Consider the following 20,490-nt stretch of genomic DNA (forward strand, 5'->3'; position numbering starts at 1 on the left):
CTAAAAATGAAGCTTTCCGTCATATTGTAGGGGCGTTGCCTGGCGCAAAGATTCTGAAACCCACTGGAACTGCGGCAAGGTCTCGATGAGATGATCCGGCCTGCGTCATCATGTTGGTGAATGTTTGGCCGTGGCGCTCGGTGAACCGCGCGTCCCCAAATTCGGCGGCTATTCCGCCTCGTTCTCCGCCTTGTCGATGAGCCAGGGTTCGCCGCGCACCCTCAGCAGCACCTCCAGCCGGTTTGCCGCATTGAATTTCCCAAGTACGGAAGACACCTGATGCTCGACGGTTCTCAGCGATCGCGATACACGGCGCGCGATGTCCTTGTTGCCCAGTCCCTGCACCATGAGAACCAGAACCTTCTGCTCGGAGCCGGTTAGGCCGAGAGGGTGCTGTCGTGCCGATCTGTAGGGTCCTCTGCGCTGCTTCGGCAGCGTGTCGGCGCATCCTGTCCGCGCCGCCAGGCGACGCGCAAAGGCGGCGGCTGGCTTTGCTCCCATGCCTTCGAGAACTTCGACCGCGCGGGACAATGCCCCGCCTGCACCTTCTCCGGCGACCTGTATCAGCGAGAGAGCGCCTTCGTAAGGCTGGCCCAGGGAAAACCAAAGGCTGGCCGCCGTTTCGAAATCCCCCGCGAGCTCGGCCGCCCTAGGCGGGACCGAATGCGCGTTCAACACCGTTACGGGCATGGGCAACCCGCAGCGGCGAAGCCAGACTTGCAGTTCGCCGAGATCCCAGGACGATAGCTGCCCGATCCCTGCCGCCATGAGGGCATCGGCCTGTTCGCGCGCCTCCTCGACACAATCGCGCAACCACGCCGCTTCGAGCAGGGCGAGGCGAACCGGAATAATTCGCTGAGGCTCTCCGGTCGACTGTCCTTGTTCCAAAGCCTGATGCAGAAGCTCGATGCCGTCTGGCAGGCCCAGCCTCATCCTGACGCGGGCCAGAACGGAAAGGGCCGGCAGGTGCATGACGCGCGGAAACCCGTCTTTTGAAATCACGCCTTTTGCAATCGTATGCGCTTCGTGCAGGCGCCCTTGTTCCATGCGCAACTGGGCCTGCCGGCCCAGCAGATAATGTGCCGCGGCATCGAGGTCATGCTGGACGCAAAAGGCAATTCCTTCCGTCATCAGCCTTTCGGCCACGGCAAAATCCTTGAAGATCATGCAGCACTCAGAAAGGTTGGTATAGGCCCGGGAGGCATGGTCATCGAAACCATGATGCAGCGAAAGGGCAAGGCTCTCCTCGAGCAGGGCGTCTCCACCGGATTGCCCCGCGATCATCAGAGACGTGCCGACATTGTTGAGGGCATGGATACGGATCTCGATTTCGCCCAGCTTGCCGGAAAGGTCGATTGCGCGCCTGCCCCAGAAGATCGCTTCGTCGAAGCGGTCATGGAGCATCAGTAATTGGGAGCGCGTGCTGTAGGCCAGGGCGAGCTCCTTGCTCGGAGGCAGGCCCTCCAACTCGTGAACTGCCTGCTCGGTATAGGCCACCGCCTGGTCGGTCTCGCCGCGGCGCCAGTGCAAACGCGCAAGGCGGCAGAGGTTCAGCCCAACCTTCACGATCTTTTCCTGAGACCGCCACAACGCAATCGCAAAGCTGTAGGCGTGCATCGTTTCGTCGGAAGAGACGTTCCCTGCCAGAAAGGTCTCGTGGGCCCAGTCCTCGTAGATCTGGGCTGCGGCTGCCGGATGTGCCAACGTGATATGGTTGAGCGCCGTCGTCAAATGGGCGACGGCCTGCTGATGCGCTCCGAGCGCTGCAGCCTGAGCCGCGGCCTTCGGCGCCAGGTCGAGCACTCGCGCAACATTTCCGGACATATCGGCATGATGAAGGCGCTGAGACAAGATGCCGGGATCGCTTTCCGAATTGGGCAAAGCCGCAAATACATCTTCCATGCTTGCATGAAGCGTGCGTCTTGTTGCCGGAGAAAGCCGTTCCAGCGTCGCCTCCCGAACCAATTCGTGCCGGAAGACCAACGCACCCTTCTCATCGCGCCGCAGCAAACCACGTTCGATGCATTGCTCGGCAATATTTTCGGCGTCGTCGATCATCAAGCGAGGAATCATGGATGGAGACGCGCCGCCCGGAAGAATGCTGATGAGGTAGAGAAAGTCGCGGATGGCAGCGGGCAGACGAGACCAGCGAGCCCACACCGCATCCCGCACCGAGGCGGGCAGGTGCCCCTGATTGGCGTTGTCGTCCGTGAGGAGCTCCGTCACGAAAAAAGGGTTGCCTTCGGTAGTGCGATACAGCGCATCGCCTTTGTCCGGGCTGCCGGCGAGCGTTGTCACGGCCGCTCGAGATAGCGGTTCCAGAGGTATTCGGCTAAGAGCGGCTGCCGGTAGCTCGCCGAAAAGCTGGGTGACGGGATGATCCCGGTCGACATCGACGCTGCGTATGGTGAGGACCAGCACGGCCCGGAGCAGCGAGACGCGACGCCCGAGGAAGCGGATCAGATCGAGCGTTGCGTGGTCTGCCCAGTGCAGATCCTCGAAAACGAGAACTGTCGTCCTCGACGATTGCATGACGGCTGCGAGCACTGCCGGAAAGATAAGGCCGGGAGAGGCGCCGCTGGCAAGCATCTCGCCGATGCGGCGATCCATGGTCATCGCCATGTCCTGAAGCACGCCGAGCGGCCGCGGCGTGCTCAACGGGTCGTTCCATCCCCAATGAACCTCGTGCTTGCCGTCAATCATCTCCGAAAAGGATTGGAGCAGCGACGTCTTGCCGATACCGGGTTCGCCCTCGACGATCACGATGCTGCCTCTTCCCGAGGCAGCGCTCTCCAATGCCGCCAACAGCGCCGCCATCGCGGCTTCTCTTTCCAGCAGCGGACCGTTGGCCACAAAGGGTCGACCGGGATGTCCGACATTGCTGAAGGGCGCGTGCTTCGAAATGTGTCCCTTCGTCTGCGATCCAGAATTCGAAACCATAGGATGAAGCTTTCCGTGAGCGTGATGTAACCGGATAATTCTCCAATGAAATTTATTTCATTCCGTTATTTTGCCCGTTATGAGAGAATTTAGCTGAAATTCGCCATCAGTCATCATCCATTGGGATGATACCCGTCGGGCTGTCCAGAACAGACTTGATCAGACAGAACGCTTCCGTCGTTGGAATGAAATTTAGGTACGCGATATTCCCAAATTTAGGTAGTCGCACCGATGCGATGCGAACGCATCGCACTTACCCTCACGGATGATTGAGGGCGTCTGCCGGAAAGCTGCCGAGAAAGCCTGTGAGGACAGGTTTTCGACTGTGCAGTGTGCCGTTGCGCCGATGCACGGAAAGTCTGCGTAGCCATGTCGGTCATCACTTCCAGCGCATTTTTTGCCTTCTCCATTGCCCTTCCGTTCGGGCCGGTGTCGCTGATGTGCGTGCAGCGCACCCTCCTGAACGGTGCCTTGCGCGGCTTGGCCTGCGGCGCAGGGGCAGCCACGGCCCACGGCTTGTTCGCGATCCTCGCAGTATTGGGAGCCAATGCCATAACGGAATCGCTTACCGGGTGGCAGCCGCTTGTCCGTCCGGCATCCGGCGCCCTTATGGTCATAATCGGGCTGAAGATATTGGTCAGGATCCAAAATCCGCAGCGGTCAGTCATAACAAAGACTAGCGGCTTCGCCGACTATCTCGCTGGTTTGATGCTGGCATTGACCAATCCCGCGACCATTCTTCCTTACCTAGCGCTGGTCGGGTCCGGAATGTTCGTCGAAAGGGGGAGGCTCCTTACGCTTTCGGCGACCGTGGCTGGTGTTTTGCTTGGAAGCATCACCTGTTACGCGGCGCTAAGCGGCTCCACATGGATGCTGAAGGACCGGTTGCCGCATACGCTTCTTTCCAGGCTCAATTTTCTGGCCGGCGCCGCTTTGGTTGCAATGGGATTTCGTCTGGTGGCCTAGCGGCCTCGGATCGGTTCGCTTCGTCTGAACCTGTCCATAGCCAAGGATACCAGCTCTTTAAGCACCCTGCAGTGTGCATGACGAGGCGAATTTTGGATGCATTTGATTTAGGAACGACGATGGATCAAGGACTTCGACAGGAAGCGAACCGTTGCGAGCCAGCGCATGATGAGATGCTTCGGGGCGTGCTGGATAGTATTGCCGGCCAGCCGTGGTTCGAAAGCAGTTTATGCTGCCGCAGACGTCTAGCAGAAAGACTTGCGCTGCTCAATCGTATGGGCATTGGAAATCCCGCGCAGCTCCGTACGATTGTTGTCTCATGGACGATCAGCGATCTCAATCGTGATTTCCGCAGGAGAATCGGCGGCCCATGATTGCCGATCGATCCGCTGTTCCGGCATGTAACCGGAAAGCTCGCGACCACGGATGAAAAACCGCCAGTGAAGGAGCGGAGTCTGGTTCCTTAACCCACTGCAGCGTTGCCCGCATGTGCTGAATTGAATATGAGGCGGTACTTGACCTGCGCCACGCGCAGATCGCGATACCAATTGACGAGATCACCCCAGGGATCGTTTATTTTCGACAGTCCGGATACGAAAGCGGCAACTGTCCCGATCTGGGTTTTCCCGGTGACCACAAAGTAGCCGCCCATCGCGAAAATGCCTGCGTAACCCATCTGCGTCATCAGGTTCATCATGAAATTCATCGTGAATTTGATTTTGTAGATACCCATGTTGATTTGGAAGACCTCTTCGATACGCGACGTCTGGAGGCCATCCATGTCGATTGCGCGCCCGGTACGGACGATGTCCTCGCTGACGTGGCGCATGATACTGATCTTTTTGGCGACGCGCTGATTGATCGATTCCTGCATGAGCGGGACGAAGCCGCTTTGTGGAAGAAAGATCGTGACAACGATTATCGTCATAAGGGGCTGCAGATAGACCAGATAGCCGCAAACAGCTGTTAATATCCCGATTTGCAGCAGGGGCTCCGAGATGCTGGCGCCGACGAAGCCACCGACAGGCTCGGCTTCGGCCAGGATAATCGAGAGCTGCACGCCTTCACTCGTCATAATGGAGCTTTCCTCCTTTGACGCCTGCGATGTCTCGAACACTTGCAGGCGGAGCCAACGGATTGCCGCTTCTCCGATCCAGCTACTGTACACGTTGAGGACGAGTTTCACGGTTCCTTCGATCAGGGCTAGAGAGATGTATATCAGCACCAGAAAAGCGATCGTTCGGTAAGAGCTGCTGTCTGTTGCTGCGTTCACGATCCGTCGCTGTATTTCCAGTGGTATGGTTCCTGCTGAAAAGAGCACAATGGATAAGATCGCGGTAGCGAGCTGGTGCCATCCGGAAGCTCGGAAAACGAAGCCGTACAGCGTTCGGGGCAGGATAACGTTTTTCGGAAACCGCTCCGATATCGCCGCCCTTGAACCGCCAGGTGTTTTGGGAATGGTCATTGCGCCGATTTCTCAAGCGCTGTCTGTCGCCCGGTGTCGGCGATCGGCTTCACCCATAAAATGCCGATGATCGTAGCGATCATGACGATCAATATGATCAGCAATAGTTTTTGCACCGATATCTCCTGAAATGTCACACGATTGTCCTGTTCGTTGACGTTTTCACGTTCTTCCGGTGCACATGTTGATTCGCGTCAAAGCCGAAACACCATTTGTGTGGGAAGGGAAGGGTGGTAATGAATCCACCCGCCGGAGTATCGGCGAAAAGGTGCTTGAAGCGTCGATCGAGGGGACGATTTCCGGCTTTTTCGCCCGATATCTCGCTTCGAGAAGAAGCTCAATTTCGATCGGTTCCAGCCATGAAGGCAATGATTCTCCAACAAATCGGCAAACCGCTGGCATTTGTCGAACGCGACAATCCGATGCCAGGGCCAGGCGAGTTAAGGATAAGGGTTGAAGCCTGCGCCGTCTGTCGTACCGATCTTCACGTTATAGACGGTGATCTCAGCGATCCAAGGCTTCCGCTTGTGCCGGGCCATGAGATCGTGGGCATTGTCGAGGCCGTAGGCCACGGCACCGACAATGCCAAACTTGGCCGTCGCGTAGGCGTTCCCTGGCTTGGTCATACCTGCGGCACATGTTCTTTCTGCCGAATGAAAGCCGAGAACCTATGTGACCGTCCGCAGTTCACCGGTTATACCCGCGACGGCGGTTTCGCGACGCATGTTGTGGCCGACGCAGCCTTTGCGTTCGATCTCGACGCGAACGCTGATCCCATATCGCTCGCGCCGCTTTTGTGTGCGGGATTGATTGGCTGGCGCTCGCTCAAGAAGGCCGGCGATGCCAGACGCATCGGCTTCTTCGGCTTCGGCGCCGCCGCGCATATCCTAACCCAGATCTGCATCTGGCAGGGTCGAGAGGTTTACGCGTTCACACGCCGAGGTGATTGTGCTGCACAGCAGTTTGCACTTGAGCTTGGCGCGACATGGGCCGGCTCGTCGGAGGAGAATCCGCCGGTTCCGCTTGACGCAGCCATCATCTTCGCGCCGGTAGGCGATCTGGTGCCGTCTGCGCTCAAGGCGGTTCGTAAAGGCGGAGTGGTTGTATGCGGGGGAATATACATGAGCGATTTGCCTTCCATGCCCTATGCCATTCTTTGGGGCGAGCGCGAGCTGGTCTCGGTCGCCAACTTGACACGCACGGACGCTGAAGAGTTTTTCCCAATTGCCCGGTCGGCAGGCGTACGAACCCGCACGACAGCCTATCCGTTGGAAAGAGCCAACGATGCGCTCGCCGATCTCCGGGCCGGGCATCTGGTTGGTGCGGCGGTATTGGTGCCCGGGGCAAGCTAACCTAACATTGCGATGGATGCCGGGCTGCCGATATGCCGAACTTCACCTGACCCATGCCGATAACCGGTTGAATATCAAGCCTCATTTCGCCACTCTGGATCATGCACCCATTTTGCTTCAAACGAGATGTTCGAGGTGGACATTCTCTATTCTCCGTGATCGTCAAAGAGGCGCGTGGCGACGTTTCGTCGCACCGGCTGGGCCGAAGAAACGCACTTGGATTATCCAAGGAACGTAACAAAATCAGATACTAAAGTTGATCGCAAAAGCCATGTCTTCGTTTGGCAAACATCGACATTAGAATCACTATAAATCATTGTCATTGCAGGCTTTTTTTGGCGGTTTAAGATCGCTGCATTCGGATGTGAGCACGGGCCACCGGAAGCGTTGGCAGGTGATTGTGATGCCAAATGACTGCGAAGCTTAAAAATATCGAGGCCGTGCATTGGGCCGCAGGAAGCCAGCGCAAAAGCGGAAATGCCAGTGGTTCTACGTCTTCATCCGGTTTCATGGGATTCCGGAGGGATCACCTTGAGCCAGTTGCGGTGTCCTGATGCTAGCGACGCTCATCATCGGCCTTCGGGAAGGACTGGAAGCATCGCTGATCGTCGGCATCATCGCGGCCTTCCTGCGGAAAAACGGCAAATCGCTTTCGGCCATGTGGTTAGGCGTGGCTCTTGCCGTACTGCTGTCGGTCGCTGTCGGCGTCGGCCTCGAACTGGTCGAACAGGCGCTGCCGCAGGCCAGTCAGGAGGGCATGGAGTGCGTTATCGGAGCCATTGCCGTCTTTTTCGTGACCGGCATGATTGCATGGATGAACACCCATGCTCGCGGTCTCAAGCACGATCTCGAAGCAGAGGCTAACGAAGCGCTAAGTCAGGGCGGCGCCTATGCGCTGGTCGGCATGGCTTTTCTCGCCGTTCTGCGGGAGGGCTTCGAGACCAGCGTGTTCCTGCTCGCGACATTTTCGGCCGCGCAGTCGGCGGTGTTGGCTGCCGCGGGTGCAATCATCGGCCTCGCTCTGGCGGTTATCATCGGCTGGGGCATCTATATCGGTGGGATCAGGATCAATCTGTCGCGGTTCTTTCGCTTCACGGGTGCCTTCCTCGTCCTTGTTGCCGCAGGACTGGTGATCAGCGCATTGCGCGCGGCACACGAGGCGGGCTGGCTGAACGCCGGCCAGCAGTCAACGGTTAACCTTGCCTGGCTCGTTACGCCAGGCACCGTCCGCTCGGCCCTCGTCACGGGTGTACTCGGCATCCCCGCTGACCCGCGGCTGATCGAAGTCCTCGGCTGGCTTGCATATCTTGTTCCTGTCGCCCTGTTCATCTATTGGCCCGCATCCATGCGCATCGAGGCGCGCATGGCAGCAAGATTGCGGCTTGTCGCGGCGGCAGCGCTCGCCACGCTGGCCCTCGGTCTCGCCACGCTTTATCCCACTCCGCATGCGCAGCTCCCCGTCGAGGCGCCGATCGTTTCGAGCACATCCGCTCAACCGATCGGGGCGGTACGGCTGAAGAACGGAGAGGGCGGTTCGGCGTCCGTATTGAAGGTCGCTGCTAGTGGATCGGCGGATCTCAACTTATCACTTCCGTCAGAGGACGCGCGGCACGAACTGCATGACGGCACACAGACGTCTGCCTGGACGATCACCGATACGAACCCGCCGCCGCATGCACTATCCAGCCTGACGCTCGATCAGCTCGTCGCGCTGTCGGGCGGACGTATACCGGTCGGTTTCAGTCCGGCGCGGCACCCCGGTCCCTTCATGGCCGGCTGGTCGGTTCATCGTTCGGTCAAGGTGTGGGTGGCGAACGGTGTGCTGCTCGACGCCGCCCGGAGCGGCACGACCGTCGTCACCCTTTCCGGTGGCGGTCTCCAGACATCGCGCACTCTGGCGGTTCGCGATACCGACAACGATATTTCCGCCGGCGACTGGCAGGTTTCGGCATCCTATCGCGATAAGGTCGCTGCTGCACGCTCCGCCTTGACTGCGGCCAAGGCGGAGCGTGCCTTCTGGGCCGTACAACTGCCGCTCGCTCTTGCCGTCGCCGCTATCGTACTGGCCGCTTTCGCTGGCCGCACCATCGCCCGGCTGCGCCGCCGGGCTGAGGCGCCCGACTGTCCCAATTCAAATCCCGGCCATGGCGTCGGCAAATCTACCGTAAAAGGAGCAACACATGCCGCGCATTAACTCGAGACGGACCCTGATGACGACAAGCGGATTGACGGCACTTCTGGCGCTCGCTTCCGGCGTCTATTCGAGTGCCGCAGCAGACGACACCGCACCGGTAACGAACGGCGCCGCGCAGGTCGCAATCACGCTGACGGGTGACGACGGCGGCACCTGCAGCCTCGACCACGCCACGGCCAACGCCGGCCCGATCACCTTCGCCGTGACCAATAAGACCGCCACGGCGATCACCGAAATCGAACTTCAGAGCAACAACCGCATCCTCGGCGAGAAGGAGAACCTAGCACCCGGACTACCGACCGTCAGTTTCACTGTAACCCTCGGCGGCGGCACTTATCAGGTCTACTGCCCCGGCGCGAAGCAGGAAATGGTGGAGTTCAAGGTCACCGGCGCGGCGGCTCCCCAGCCCGCGGGCAGTACGGCTGATATTCTGGCGGACAGCACCAAGGGCTACGCAAGCTACGTAACCGGCGTCGTTGACGCCATGGTGACCGCAGTCGATAAGCTGAAAACGGATATCGACGCCGGAGACCTCGCCAAGGCCAAAGCCGACTATCCGTTGGCCCGACCCTTCTATGAACGCATCGAATCCGATGTCGACGGCTTCGTGCTGCCCGGCTTCAAGGCAACCGACAATGCCGGCAACCTCGACTACCTGATCGACATGCGCGCTTCCAACCTGGACGACAAGGTTGGCTGGCACGGCTTCCACGCGGTTGAGCGCGACCTCTTTAAAAAGGGCCAGATCACCGACGAGACCAAGACGCTGGCTGGCGAGCTGCAGCAGAACGTCAAAAAGCTCGCCGAGCTGGTAAAGACCTTGGAGTACAAGCCGGAGGATCTTGCCAATGGCGCGGCCGACCTGCTCGAAGAGGTGCAGAGCAACAAGGTTTCGGGTGAGGAAGAAGCCTTCAGCCACTACGACCTCGTGGATTTCGCCGGCAATGTCGAGGGGGCGCAGCAGGCTTTCGCCTTCCTGGAGCCTGGCATGGAGAAAATCGATACCGATCTCACCAAGCAGGTGAACGCCCAGTTTGCCAACGTCCTGTCGCTGCTCAAGGATTACCGCGACCCAAGCGTCTCTGGCGGCTACAAGATCTATACCGCCGAACTGAAGGCGTCTGACGCCGCGAAACTCAGCAAGAGCATCCAGGCACTCCAGGAGCCGCTATCAAAGATTGCCGAAAAAGTGGCAACCGCGCACTGATGGGGTCTGGTAACGATAATCGCTTATCGCGCCGCGGCCTGCTCTTGGGAGCGGCCGCGAGCACCATCGGCACAGCCGTATCGGCTACCGCCTCAGCCACGGCGGCCACGGATGCGGGCGACATGCTCGATTTGAACCGGCGATACGCCTTTTATGGCGAGGTCGGACAAGCTGGCATTCGCACGCCACCTCAACGCCACATCTTCTACATGACCTTCGATCTGACCTCGCCACTGCGCAGGGATCTCCAGGTTCTGCTGGCGCGCTGGTCGGGGGCTATCGCCCAGTTGATGCAGGGCGGAACCATCGGCCAAGTGGAGCCGTCACGGCCCAACGCCACAGGCTTCGATACCGGTGAGGCCCTGGACCTCGGCCCCGCCTCCCTGACTGTGACCGTCGGGCTCGGCCCGAAGGTCTTCACGGACACCTATGACCTAGCCGACCAGAAGCCTCCCTTGCTGCGCAATCTGCGGCAACTTCCCAGCGACGATCTGAAACCGGAGCTTACTGGCGGCGATCTCTCGGTCCAGGCCTGTGCCGACGATCCTCAGGTTGCCTACCATGCCGTCCGCGACCTTGCCCGCATTGCCAAGGACACGGGTGCGGCGGCAACGCGCTGGACGGTCATGGGCTTCGGTCGCGCCTCTGCCGGGAAGGGACAAACGACCCCGCGCAACCTTCTGGGATTCAAGGACGGCACGCGCAATATCATTGAAGAGGCCGATTTCGAAAAATTCGTCTGGCTCAAGGAGGGAGGACCGTCGTGGCAGCGGAATGGCACCTATCAGATTGTGCGGAAGATCAAGATGCACGTCGAGAACTGGGATACCGACCGGATCGGAGATCAGAACAATGTGTTCGGCCGTTTCAAGGTTTCCGGTGCACCGCTGACCGGCGCCGAAGAATTTGATACACCGGACTTCCGGAAACAGGATCCGGGCGGAAACCTGGTGATCCCCGCGACCGCGCATATCCGGCTTGCCGCGCATGAAAACAACAACGGGCTCAGGATACTGCGCCGCTCCTACAACTACACCGACGGCATCAACGAAATCGGCCTGCTCGATGCCGGCCTGCTCTTCATCTCCTACCAGAACGACCCTGCCCATTTCGAGACGATCCAGGAGAAGCTTGGCGCTTCGGACGCCCTCAACGAATACATATCCCATATCGGCTCGGGGATCTTTTTCGTTCCTCCGGCGCCTCGCGAAGGCTCATATATTGCTCAGGAGATGTTCACGTAGCGGCTGCGAGTTGTACACTATCATCAGCGGAATTCACTTGCCGTCATAAAGCCGGAGGCCTCGGCCTCCGGCTCTTACCATCAGCTCAGAAAGTTCGTTCGAAGCGAAGCACGCCGGCGACCGTGTCGTCGTTGATGAAGTCATAATGCATGTAGGTCAATTCCGGCATGATCAGCAGATCCTTGACCGGATTGAACTTGACGTTCGTGGTTGCCTCGAAAATCTTCGAGTCGGTGTAGGCAAGCTGCAGGTTCCACTTCAGCTTGTCGTTGATCGGAACGCCGACTCCACCCCAGACAGCCCAATCGCCCCAGCCGCATTTCGCACCGTGGACAACCCCGTCGGCCGTCGTGCAGGCGGATTCGTCCTGGTTCGAACCGGCATACTGGTTGAGCTTGTCGCCATTGGTGTTCCAGCCGCCCATGAGGAAGGCTTCCACGCCGCCGAACTTGGCGTCGATGCGCGCCTTGATGGCGCCTTCCTCGACAATGGAGTCATAACCGCCGACGACCTTGAAGCCAATCGCGCCGGTCGTGTAACCGAAACCGGCGACGACGTTCGGTGCATAGTGATTGGCCTTCGAGGTGCGCCACGCACCGCCGTAGCTGTCCTCGTCATCGGACGAGTTGGAATCTTCCAGCGACACGACCGCCGTGAAGCCGTTGCCGGCATCATAGCTGTAAGTCAACTGGTTAAGTTCGTTCGGGCCGTCGTAGATCGCGTCATCGTTCACGACATCGCCGGCATAGCCAGCATAGAGATTATACTGCGAATCCTGCTTGCCAACGAGGAAGCCACCGAGGGTGATATTGGCCCAGAGCAGCTTGGCTTCGGTGTCGCCGCCGTCGTTCCATTCCCACCGAAAGACCGTCTGCGTCTTCAGCGGGCCATATTCCGTGTCGGTTGCCGTATTCACATTCAGTTCGGTACGGTTGTACCATTTCGTGCCCACCTTGCTCCTGGCGGTATAGGCGTCATACCATTGGCCTTCGGTGCGGACCATGCCGCCGATCTGCAAGCAGGTTTCAGTGCCGGGAATATAGAAATAGCCGGTTCCGTATGCATCGCAAATGCGCACATATTCGAGCGGCTCCGGTTCTGCGGAGACGATGGCGTCAGCCGCATGAACGCCAGAGACGACTGCCAGTGTTGCGGCGGAGCCGAGAAAAAGGCTCTTGATGTTCATTGAAAATCCTCTGTTGTCGACCCGCCGGAAATCTCGCCAACAGATGACGGCTCAGGCTGATCCTTATGAGTCCCAAGGGGCGTGAAGCGGGAAGCACACAATAAATACCTGACTCAATTTATCATGTTTTTCAAGGGCGACTTTTCACAATTCTGGGCAGTTGTTTACAGTGAGTGCGATCATGGTGTTTCGAAGTCATGTGGGCTTTACGCAAAGAATAGGCAACAATTTTCAACCTGACGGGGGAAGCTCCTCTCGCTGAACGTGCTTTCGGCATGGGACCGAGTGCACTCGCGTGGGCCACAACTTTGCTTGCTCAACACCTCGAAGCTCAAACCACGCAGACAGTATCCGCGCACTGAGTAAAGTGTGCGGAAGTCGATGCTCGATTGATGTATCAATCAATCACGTTCATAGTTGCCTCCGTTTTTAGATGGCGTCAGAGGCGCTGCTGCCGTCTCGAGTAAGGTATGATTCTAAATACACCGCAAGGGAAATAGGATTAACGAGGCATTAACGTCTCGCTTACAAATGCGCTATCGATCAAGAGGATTCTTATGAATCCGTTGCAGAAACAAATAGATGCCTACTGAGTGTCAATACTGTCGGTCGGAAGTTACTCACAGATTCCCTAGTTAGCAAAGAGGGCTACCTAAACGTCGAAACTTTCAAGCGACGGCCCTCCCAGGGAATCAGCACTGGCCAGATAACAGAAGCCGACGGTGATACGGATGTATGAAGTCGGCCACCCAGACCATATCGGGCCGCGCCGGGATCACATTGTGATAGAGGTTCGGGTAGATTGTGAATCGTGGTTGCTGTCGGTCGTGCACACATAAGGCTTGCGTGGCTTGATTCCGAGGCCGTTGGCCCGCATGACACCAGCGACCCGCTTGTGATTGACGAGGAGGCCTCGCCGCCGAAGCTCGTGCGTTACACGTCGGTATACTTAGCAGGGGAGCTCGTCCTGGATGTCCTCTATGATTGCAACGAGTTCGGTATCCCCAAGGTTCAAGGCTCACGCAGTTGATCCGTAATAATAACTGTTTCTCGGGAGATCGATCATTTTGCATCCCCATCTGACAGAACAGGTCGGTGAACGGTGATGATGGAGGAGTTCCCGCTGTCGCCGGCGATCGGCTGACGCGAAGTTTTTTAACTAGGTCGAGCTTCATCGTGAGCTGGCCGACCTTTCGTTCGAGCGCGCGCAATGTGGGCCTCGTACTCGGCGATGACACTGGCCTCAGCCTCCTCATCGTTTAGCTCACCACGATCGAGCTGCGTCAGCCACAACTGAATGAGGTTGGCGGAAACGCGATAAGTGCGCTGTGTGTCGCGCCTCCGATGACGCCGTTTCGGATATCCAGGCAAAACTGCAACTTGAACGTTGTCGAATGCCGTCGATATGGACCTTGGGACTTCATGAGCCTTCTCCGATTGAGGCCCGCACAGCGTATCAGTTTTCCGTGTCCCGTGGTTCGGCCCGAAGGGTTCACTCCATAACCGGCTCAGTTCTGCGCGGAAATCAACAATTTGCAACTCTTACAGCATAGGCTGTTAGTCATTGACCGAAACGGCTGGGTAGAAAGGCGTAAGCGTTGTCGCTGATGCGACGTTCCAGCGCGTCGAGCACCAGATCCGCGGTTTTGGGAGCTGCCGCGATGCCGACATGTCCATGGCCGAATGCGGCGATCAGGCCGGGATGGCGCGACAGCGGGCCGATCACCGGGAGGCCGTCGGGCGTGGATGGGCGATGTCCCATCCAGAGACGAAGGTTGGGTGTCTTGTCCGCCGACAGATAGGGGTAGCTCGCCAGGGCATGCCGTTGCAGCACCTGCGCGCGCTCCCAATTCGGAGGTCTGTTCACCGTTGCAAGCTCGACCTGGCCCGAAAGGCGCAGACCCATATTGGTCGGCGTATTGGCCATCCGGCCCGTGCTCGGCATCACGGGAATTTCGAAGGGTGTTTGCCCTGATGTTACGGTCACATGATAACCCCTTTCGCTCTGCATCGGAATGCGCACGCCGAGCGGGCGAAGCAGGCGGCCGGAATGTATGCCCGCGGCCACGACGATGCGGTCGGCAGATAGCGTCTCGCCACCCTCAAGTACGGCCTGCGGCGCCATACCGTCCAGGATGGCTGTCACGGCGGACTGGTGGAATTGCACGCCCCTGCGTTGGGCGGCTTGCACAATGCCGGCCACATAGCGTCCGGTGTCGCGGCAATGGGCACCGTTGACCACATGGATGGCGAACCGGTAGGGAGGGCCTAAAACCGGGAGCTTTCGCCGGATTTCGGTCTCGTCCCACTCCACATATGCAACGCCGTTTTCTCGACGCAGCTCCCAGCTTAGTGCTTCGGCCTCGAAGGAAGCCCGGTCGGGATAGGCGTAGAGCAGCCCTTTTTGAAGAACGAGCTGCTCCTGCCCGGTCTTTCGCGCGAGTTCCAGATGTCGCTCGGGGCCATCGTGCAGTAGGAAGCTCAGCAATTTCGCCGTCCGGCGCACGCGGGTCTTGCTGGCACCGGCCCACAAAAACCGCAGGAGCCAGGGTGTCAGCTGCGGTAGCGACCTCCAATCGATCGTCAGCGGCCCGTTTCGATCGAGAAGGAAGCCGGGAACCTTCCGCCACAGACCTGGCATGCTCATCGGTATGATCGAGGCTGGGCTGATCCAGCCGCCATTGCCGTAGCTTGCCCCGGCTTCGCTGCCCGGCGCGTTGCCGTCGCAAAGTGCGACATCCCAGCCAGCCTCTGCCAATCTCAATGCCGCGGTGGCACCGATAATGCCCGCGCCGACCACGATTACCTTGCCTGTCATTGCCGTTTTATCCTGCTCTCAGGAAAGTCCGCCATGGAAATGGCTGAGAAATTCCCGCGTTTTCGTTTCGCGGGGTTCGTTGATGACCTGGCGTGCATCACCGGACTCGATGACGAAGCCGTCCTGCATGAAGATGACCGTGTCGGCGACATCGCGGGCAAAAGCCATCTCATGGGTGACAAGGATCATCGTCATGCCTTGCTCGGCGAGTTGACGGATGACGGCCAGAACCTCGCCGACCAGTGCTGGATCGAGGGCAGAGGTGGCCTCATCAAACAGCATGACTTCCGGTTTCATGGCGAGCGCCCGGGCGATCGCCACGCGCTGCTTCTGTCCACCCGAGAGCTGCTCCGGACGGGCATCGGCTTTCGTGACCAGGCCGACCTTGGCGAGAAGCTCCATCGCTGCGCTCCGCGCGGAGTTCCTGTCCTGCTTCAACACGCTCACCGGGCCGACCATCACATTGTCGATGACGCTCATATGCGGGAACAGGTTGAAGTTTTGAAACACCATCCCTGTATTGGCACGGAAGGCGGCGAGATCCCGGTCACGCATGGCGACCCGCCCTGCGGAAAAATCCATCCGCTTTCCGCCGATGGTGATGCAGCCTGCATCCGGCAATGACAGCAAATTGAGGCTGCGCAACAGGGTCGACTTTCCCGAGCCGCTCGGCCCGATCATCGCCACGACCTGACCGCGCGGCACGGAAAGGTTGATGTCCTTCAAGACCTCGACAGGACCGAAGGATTTCTTCAGGCCTACGACCTCGATCATTGATTCGTCGCCGCCCGTTCTCTCTACCTTGCTATTCATGCCTTGCGAGCCTCCAGCCAGTGCGCCAGGCGTGTCATTGGGAACAGGACCGCCAGATAGACAAATGCAATCAAAGTATAGGTTTCAAGCGGCCGGTAGGTGGCAGACGTCACGAGCTGACCTTGATAGAGCAGATCGGGCACGGCGAGCACGGAGAGAAGCGAGGTGTTCTTGAGCTGCAGGACAGACTGGTTGACCAGCGGCGGCACCATGCGGCGCAGCGCCTGCGGCAGGATGATCTTGGCCATCAATTGGCCTCGACGCATGCCGATCGCGCGGCCGGCATCCCATTGCCCGGCGTCGATCGAGACGATGCCGCCCCGAATGATCTCGGCGTAGAACGCGGCGCCGTACATGGTCAGCGTGATGAAGGCTGCCATCGCAGGGGAGATCTGAATTCCGACCAGCATGGGGAGGGCGTAGTAACACCAGACCAGCTGCACGAGGACAGGCGTACAGCGAAACAGCTCCACGATCGTCATGATCGGAACGGTGACGATTTTCAAACCCGAAAGTCGGGCAAGAGCGAAAACCGTGCCTACAAGGATTCCGGAGACGATGGTCAAAACGGTAAAGCCGACCGTGTAGCCCAAGCCTTGAAGAAATAGGCCGCGGTACTGCCAAAGGCTGGAGAAGTCCCATTGATATTGCATCACAGCGCGCTTTGTTCGACCCGACGGAAAGTCCGGGGAGAGGTTGAGGTGAAAAGCCACTCGCCAAGCGTCAGTATGTCGAAGACGGGGAGATCGAGGGCAGCCGAAATCGCCTGGGCAAAGGGCGGCATATTGGTGCATTCCAGCACGATGGCGCCGACGGATGGATGTTCGGCGACAAGCCTTCGGGCTGTATCGATCACCTCGGTCTCCAAGGCTGCATGATCATATGCGGCAGAGCCCTCGATGAGCGCGTGAAATGCGCCGCCGGCGGGCACGCCGCGCACGGGCACGGATGGATCGGCCCCGCAAGCTTCGAACACCTCGGGACCAAGGCTGGCTGCATCATAGGTTATCACACCGGGGCGTAGACCTGCGCCGAGCGCCATTTCCACCATGGGCAGCTGCATGAGGCTGGAGGCGGCCACCGGCATGCCCAGCGCCTCGGCCAGCTTTCGTTGGTGGCGCGCCATGAAGCCGCAAGACGTGATAATCGCGCTGCAGCCCTCCGAGATCAGCTCTCGTCCCACGGCGACGAAATCGTCGACGAGACCCTCGCCGCCCGCGCGGACGACGAGGGAAACGGATGCACCACGCACCCGGCGGAACCTGACCGGAAAGCGCCATGATGCAGCATGGCCGACATCGCCAGGCGGACGTTCGAACGTCGTATCCAGCATGATGATGCCAAGGGCACCTGAAGAGACGGACATGGTCGTGCCCGTCAGAAGGTCAGGTTTGCAGGCAGCGCAGCCTTGTCGACACCGACGAGCGCGAGGCTATCGACAATCCAGCTTGAGACCTTGCCTTGCCCGCGGCGTTCCGCAAGCCAGGCATCGACATAGTCGCGGAATTCGCCATTCGGGTCGCGGCGTACGCCGATCGTGGTCGGCTGGCTTCCGTGAGGGTCCGGGATGATGAGTTTGACGTTTGGAGCAAGGTGTTTCGTCGTCACGACGGCAAGCAGCGCGACCTGGATGATGGCATCGGCGCGACCCGACTGAAGCGCCAGAATGGTCTCATCGGCAGATTTGAGCGCGACCAGCGTGCAGTTCGGCAGGTTCTTGCGGGCGAAATTGTCCTGCGTCGAGCCGAGGTCGACGGCCACCCGCATCTCCGGCTTGTTCATTTCTTCCCACTTCGTTACCTCCAGATCCTTGCGGGCAACGAGGGTGAAGGTATTGTCCATCAGCGCCTTGGTGAAGTCGACAACCTTGGCGCGCTCCGGACTGTTGCTGAGCCCGAACATGATGTCGATCTTGTTGCTTTGCAGATCGATCACGGAGTTGCCCCAGGTCGTCTCGACCAATTCTAGCTTGACGCCGATATACTGCGCGAGGTCGTGCCCCATGGCGACACAGAAACCTTCCCACTCTCCGGTTGCGAGATTCTTGTGATAATAAGGTTCGGTGCCCGCAAACACGCCGATCCGCAGAGCGCCACGCGCCCGGATCGCTTCGAGTGTCGGACCTTCGGTCGCTGCTAGAAGTGCGGAGGGCGGAAGGAGTGCAGCAGCGCCTGCAAGCAGCATTACCCTTCCGAAGTCACGTCTGTTCATGGTCATATCCCAGTTGATTGTTCATTCCCTATTGCGCCTTGCGGGCGATCAATGCGTTTTCGCGATTGATTTTGTTGGAAAGCACGACCGAATAGGTCACACTTTCGATTTCTTCGATCCGCGCAAGCTCTTCGATGAGCGCTTCCAGATCTTCCAAAAAATTGACGTTCACACGGCAGAGAATGTTGGCCGGGCCGCTGATCGCATCGGCGGTCGAGATCTCGGGATACCCACGCAATACCGTAAACAGCCTTCGCGTGGCGCGCAGGGCGGTGGTGATGAAGATATAGGCTGAAACGCTTTGATCAATTTCACGGCGACCCACGATCGCGCGATAGCCAAGGATGACGCCGCGACGTTCCAATCGCTCGATACGTTCCTGGACACTTGAGCGCGCGAGACCGACACGTCGCGCCAATTCACTGGCTGTCACGCGTGCGTTTTCCTCCAGGATGCTGAGCAGATTGCGGTCAATGCTGTCGCCGTAGTCCATGTCGTTCCCACTTTTTTATGCGGGAAGACTGGGGCTAAACTTTCCCAAAGAAAAGCATTGAAAAATGGGTTCTTCATGACTTTTATTCATGCTGATCAATAGGAGTTTCGTCATGCGCCGTTTTCTGCCATCCTTGAGCGCCCTTCATGCATTCGATGCGTCCGTGCGTCACTTGAGTTTTACCAAGGCTGCAGAGGACATGGGGATCACGCAAAGCGGCATCAGCCGGCAGATAAAAAACCTTGAGGATTTTCTTGGTCTTACCCTGTTCGAGCGAGCCGGACCTAAGCTGATCCTGACGGAGGAGGGCGCGCGTTATTATGATGAGATTTCGCGCCTCCTCGACAAGCTGGAAGATGTCTCCATCGATGCCGTCCGCGGTCGAAAGGCGCAGAGCATGCTGAAAATCGGCTTTCCGCCGACATTGATGCGGCGGTGGGGTGCGGCGATGCTGACCGCCTTTGCAGCCGCGCATCCTCAAACATGGTTCGAGGTCTATCCCTGCCGCCACGATCTCGATTTCCCGGCATCCGAGCTGGATCTGGCATTTCTACGCGGCACGGGCAATTGGAGCGGAGCGCGCAGCCAATTGCTCTTCGACGAGGAGTTGATCGTGGTCGGTGCGCCGAAGCTGGTGCCATCGGGAGGGTTGCCGAATGACGAGGCGCTACTGGAATACCCGCTGATCCAGAATTCCAGTCGCCCGAGCCTGTGGCTGCATTGGCTGCGGGGGGCGGGCGTACACTACAAGAGTCGCATCTACGGTCCGCGCTTGCCGAACTTCGATATGATCCTGGAATGCGCCATTAGCGGCATGGGGCTGGCGGTTGTTCCCGAGCTCCATGTGCGCACCGAACTCGCGGCAGGAATTCTGCAGCCCGCTTTAAGTAGGCTGCAGACATCGGGGGAAGGCTTCTATCTCTGTTTCCCGCAGGCACGGATGAACTCGGCCAATGTGCGGATCTTTCGCGATTGGTTCGCGACCGAATTCACGCGCCGGTGGCAATTCCTGCCTCTCGTGTATCCCTTGGATCAAAAATAGGTTTTTTCCACCGCTTCAGCTCGAGCGGATCTTCTCCTCGCTTCAATAGCCAGGAATAGACCGGCGGTATCCGGTCTGCGATGGATTCGACGTGAATGTCGATAAAGCACAGCCCGTCGTCGTGAGCAAAGGCGGCTGCGAGCGCGCCATCGAGTTGCGAAGCCGTCTTGGCTGTCTATGCCTTGAGACCATAGGCCTCCGCGGTTGCCTGACCGCGCGGCGCCAGAAAATCCACGCCAAAGCACTGATTATGGCCTTTGAGCCGATGGAAGACCGTCCGGTTGCGGCTAGGCCTTGTGGAGCGCATCCAACTCCCTCCATAGCGCATGAATTTCTCAGGCTCGGCCGCGAAAAGAGGTGATGGGGTCGCGATCGCCTGATTGCGTTGCTGTTATTCATGCTTTCCGATATCTCGCTGACCGTTCAGATCACATACGCTGGCCAAGGCGGCGACGTGGATACAAACCAGGCCCCGAATCGACGATGTGGCAGGGACCTGGCCACGCGCCGCGCCCGTCGGGCCCGGGTGCGGCTAAGGCTGGTCCGTTTGCAGATAACA

General features: G+C 58.8%; 16 protein-coding genes and 2 pseudogenes. 7 read left to right on the top strand and 11 right to left on the bottom strand.

The features are described 5' to 3' along the window. Nucleotides 1-168 precede the first annotated feature (168 nt). The gene (locus ACJJVH_RS29610) at nt 169-2,817 is read right to left on the bottom strand and encodes an ATP-binding protein (protein ID WP_412066893.1); all 2,649 of its coding nucleotides are present in this window, start codon (nt 2,815-2,817) and stop codon (nt 169-171) included. A gap of 492 nt (nt 2,818-3,309) precedes the next feature. Here ACJJVH_RS29610 and ACJJVH_RS29615 point away from each other — a divergent pair, with 492 nt between their 5' ends. Next, on the top strand, nt 3,310-3,906 hold the full coding sequence (locus ACJJVH_RS29615) for a LysE family transporter (RefSeq protein WP_113358306.1): 597 nt from the start codon (nt 3,310-3,312) through the stop codon (nt 3,904-3,906). Nucleotides 3,907-3,998: 92 nt separating this feature from the next. After that, on the top strand, nt 3,999-4,280 hold the full coding sequence (locus ACJJVH_RS29620) for a hypothetical protein (protein WP_162749183.1): 282 nt from the start codon (nt 3,999-4,001) through the stop codon (nt 4,278-4,280). Nucleotides 4,281-4,369: 89 nt separating this feature from the next. Here ACJJVH_RS29620 and ACJJVH_RS29625 read toward each other — a convergent pair whose 3' ends face one another. Then, nucleotides 4,370-5,371: an ABC transporter transmembrane domain-containing protein gene (locus ACJJVH_RS29625; RefSeq protein ID WP_412066894.1), complete on the bottom strand. Its 1,002-nt coding sequence runs from the start codon at nt 5,369-5,371 to the stop codon at nt 4,370-4,372. A gap of 359 nt (nt 5,372-5,730) precedes the next feature. Here ACJJVH_RS29625 and ACJJVH_RS29630 point away from each other — a divergent pair, with 359 nt between their 5' ends. The 4 genes from ACJJVH_RS29630 (at nt 5,731) to ACJJVH_RS29645 (ending at nt 11,368) form a co-directional block, all read left to right on the top strand. Next, nucleotides 5,731-6,723: a zinc-dependent alcohol dehydrogenase family protein gene (locus ACJJVH_RS29630; protein ID WP_113435087.1), complete on the top strand. Its 993-nt coding sequence runs from the start codon at nt 5,731-5,733 to the stop codon at nt 6,721-6,723. Nucleotides 6,724-7,276: 553 nt separating this feature from the next. Then, nucleotides 7,277-8,917 carry an iron uptake transporter permease EfeU gene (efeU, locus tag ACJJVH_RS29635; RefSeq protein WP_113435086.1) on the top strand — a complete coding sequence of 547 codons (1,641 nt, stop codon included), beginning with the start codon at nt 7,277-7,279 and terminating at the stop codon, nt 8,915-8,917. Continuing rightward, nucleotides 8,904-10,124, top strand: coding sequence for an iron uptake system protein EfeO (efeO, locus tag ACJJVH_RS29640; RefSeq protein ID WP_412066895.1), 1,221 nt, complete (start codon nt 8,904-8,906; stop codon nt 10,122-10,124). The genes efeU and efeO overlap by 14 nt, the downstream gene beginning before the upstream one ends. Next, the gene (locus ACJJVH_RS29645; protein WP_113423659.1) at nt 10,124-11,368 is read left to right on the top strand and encodes a Dyp-type peroxidase; all 1,245 of its coding nucleotides are present in this window, start codon (nt 10,124-10,126) and stop codon (nt 11,366-11,368) included. Before efeO ends, ACJJVH_RS29645 begins: the two co-directional genes overlap by 1 nt. Before the next feature lie 85 nt (nt 11,369-11,453). On the opposite strand, the gene ACJJVH_RS29650 is transcribed toward ACJJVH_RS29645, so the two are convergent. The 8 genes and pseudogenes from ACJJVH_RS29650 to ACJJVH_RS29685 all read right to left on the bottom strand — a co-directional run bounded on the left by ACJJVH_RS29650 (nt 11,454) and on the right by ACJJVH_RS29685 (nt 18,889). Beyond that, nucleotides 11,454-12,554 carry a porin gene (locus ACJJVH_RS29650; protein ID WP_113423660.1) on the bottom strand — a complete coding sequence of 367 codons (1,101 nt, stop codon included), beginning with the start codon at nt 12,552-12,554 and terminating at the stop codon, nt 11,454-11,456. A 775-nt stretch (nt 12,555-13,329) separates the two neighbouring features. Continuing rightward, nucleotides 13,330-13,449 (bottom strand): annotated as a pseudogene (locus ACJJVH_RS29655) (hypothetical protein); the annotation flags it as partial. A gap of 666 nt (nt 13,450-14,115) precedes the next feature. Then, nucleotides 14,116-15,372, bottom strand: coding sequence for an FAD-dependent oxidoreductase (locus ACJJVH_RS29660; RefSeq protein WP_113435084.1), 1,257 nt, complete (start codon nt 15,370-15,372; stop codon nt 14,116-14,118). A gap of 18 nt (nt 15,373-15,390) precedes the next feature. Next, complete coding sequence (locus tag ACJJVH_RS29665; RefSeq protein ID WP_113435083.1) at nt 15,391-16,185, bottom strand: amino acid ABC transporter ATP-binding protein; 795 nt, start codon at nt 16,183-16,185, stop codon at nt 15,391-15,393. Then, entirely contained in the window at nt 16,182-16,838 is a 657-nt protein-coding gene (locus ACJJVH_RS29670) for an amino acid ABC transporter permease (RefSeq protein ID WP_112803355.1), read from the bottom strand. Before ACJJVH_RS29670 ends, ACJJVH_RS29665 begins: the two co-directional genes overlap by 4 nt. Beyond that, complete coding sequence (locus ACJJVH_RS29675; protein WP_113383491.1) at nt 16,838-17,551, bottom strand: aspartate/glutamate racemase family protein; 714 nt, start codon at nt 17,549-17,551, stop codon at nt 16,838-16,840. Before ACJJVH_RS29675 ends, ACJJVH_RS29670 begins: the two co-directional genes overlap by 1 nt. A gap of 11 nt (nt 17,552-17,562) precedes the next feature. Beyond that, on the bottom strand, nt 17,563-18,396 hold the full coding sequence (locus tag ACJJVH_RS29680; RefSeq protein ID WP_112803520.1) for a transporter substrate-binding domain-containing protein: 834 nt from the start codon (nt 18,394-18,396) through the stop codon (nt 17,563-17,565). A 28-nt stretch (nt 18,397-18,424) separates the two neighbouring features. Further along, nucleotides 18,425-18,889 carry an Lrp/AsnC family transcriptional regulator gene (locus tag ACJJVH_RS29685; RefSeq protein WP_112803351.1) on the bottom strand — a complete coding sequence of 155 codons (465 nt, stop codon included), beginning with the start codon at nt 18,887-18,889 and terminating at the stop codon, nt 18,425-18,427. Nucleotides 18,890-19,001: 112 nt separating this feature from the next. Between ACJJVH_RS29685 and ACJJVH_RS29690 the strand changes: the two genes are divergently transcribed. Further along, on the top strand, nt 19,002-19,931 hold the full coding sequence (locus ACJJVH_RS29690) for a LysR substrate-binding domain-containing protein (protein ID WP_412066896.1): 930 nt from the start codon (nt 19,002-19,004) through the stop codon (nt 19,929-19,931). Here ACJJVH_RS29690 and ACJJVH_RS29695 read toward each other — a convergent pair. After that, nucleotides 19,922-20,199: pseudogene (locus ACJJVH_RS29695) on the bottom strand (thiamine pyrophosphate-binding protein); the annotation flags it as partial. The gene ACJJVH_RS29690 and the pseudogene ACJJVH_RS29695 overlap by 10 nt on opposite strands. Nucleotides 20,200-20,490 lie beyond the last annotated feature (291 nt).

The organism is Rhizobium sp. SYY.PMSO (assembly GCF_046840415.1).
Classification (GTDB): domain Bacteria; phylum Pseudomonadota; class Alphaproteobacteria; order Rhizobiales; family Rhizobiaceae; genus Rhizobium.

What these genes read in the sequence shown, in the direction of transcription:
- ACJJVH_RS29625 (WP_412066894.1), bottom strand. Translation starts at nt 5,371, where the DNA reads ATGACCATTCCCAAAACACCTGGCGGTTCAAGGGCGGCGATATCGGAG.
- ACJJVH_RS29685 (WP_112803351.1), bottom strand. Translation starts at nt 18,889, where the DNA reads ATGGACTACGGCGACAGCATTGACCGCAATCTGCTCAGCATCCTGGAG.
- ACJJVH_RS29645 (WP_113423659.1), top strand. Translation starts at nt 10,124, where the DNA reads ATGGGGTCTGGTAACGATAATCGCTTATCGCGCCGCGGCCTGCTCTTG.
- ACJJVH_RS29660 (WP_113435084.1), bottom strand. Translation starts at nt 15,372, where the DNA reads ATGACAGGCAAGGTAATCGTGGTCGGCGCGGGCATTATCGGTGCCACC.
- efeO (WP_412066895.1), top strand. Translation starts at nt 8,904, where the DNA reads ATGCCGCGCATTAACTCGAGACGGACCCTGATGACGACAAGCGGATTG.
- ACJJVH_RS29615 (WP_113358306.1), top strand. Translation starts at nt 3,310, where the DNA reads ATGTCGGTCATCACTTCCAGCGCATTTTTTGCCTTCTCCATTGCCCTT.
- ACJJVH_RS29690 (WP_412066896.1), top strand. Translation starts at nt 19,002, where the DNA reads ATGCGCCGTTTTCTGCCATCCTTGAGCGCCCTTCATGCATTCGATGCG.
- ACJJVH_RS29670 (WP_112803355.1), bottom strand. Translation starts at nt 16,838, where the DNA reads ATGCAATATCAATGGGACTTCTCCAGCCTTTGGCAGTACCGCGGCCTA.
- ACJJVH_RS29665 (WP_113435083.1), bottom strand. Translation starts at nt 16,185, where the DNA reads ATGAATAGCAAGGTAGAGAGAACGGGCGGCGACGAATCAATGATCGAG.
- ACJJVH_RS29680 (WP_112803520.1), bottom strand. Translation starts at nt 18,396, where the DNA reads ATGAACAGACGTGACTTCGGAAGGGTAATGCTGCTTGCAGGCGCTGCT.
- ACJJVH_RS29650 (WP_113423660.1), bottom strand. Translation starts at nt 12,554, where the DNA reads ATGAACATCAAGAGCCTTTTTCTCGGCTCCGCCGCAACACTGGCAGTC.
- ACJJVH_RS29610 (WP_412066893.1), bottom strand. Translation starts at nt 2,817, where the DNA reads ATGGCGGCGCTGTTGGCGGCATTGGAGAGCGCTGCCTCGGGAAGAGGC.
- ACJJVH_RS29630 (WP_113435087.1), top strand. Translation starts at nt 5,731, where the DNA reads ATGAAGGCAATGATTCTCCAACAAATCGGCAAACCGCTGGCATTTGTC.
- ACJJVH_RS29675 (WP_113383491.1), bottom strand. Translation starts at nt 17,551, where the DNA reads ATGTCCGTCTCTTCAGGTGCCCTTGGCATCATCATGCTGGATACGACG.
- efeU (WP_113435086.1), top strand. Translation starts at nt 7,277, where the DNA reads ATGCTAGCGACGCTCATCATCGGCCTTCGGGAAGGACTGGAAGCATCG.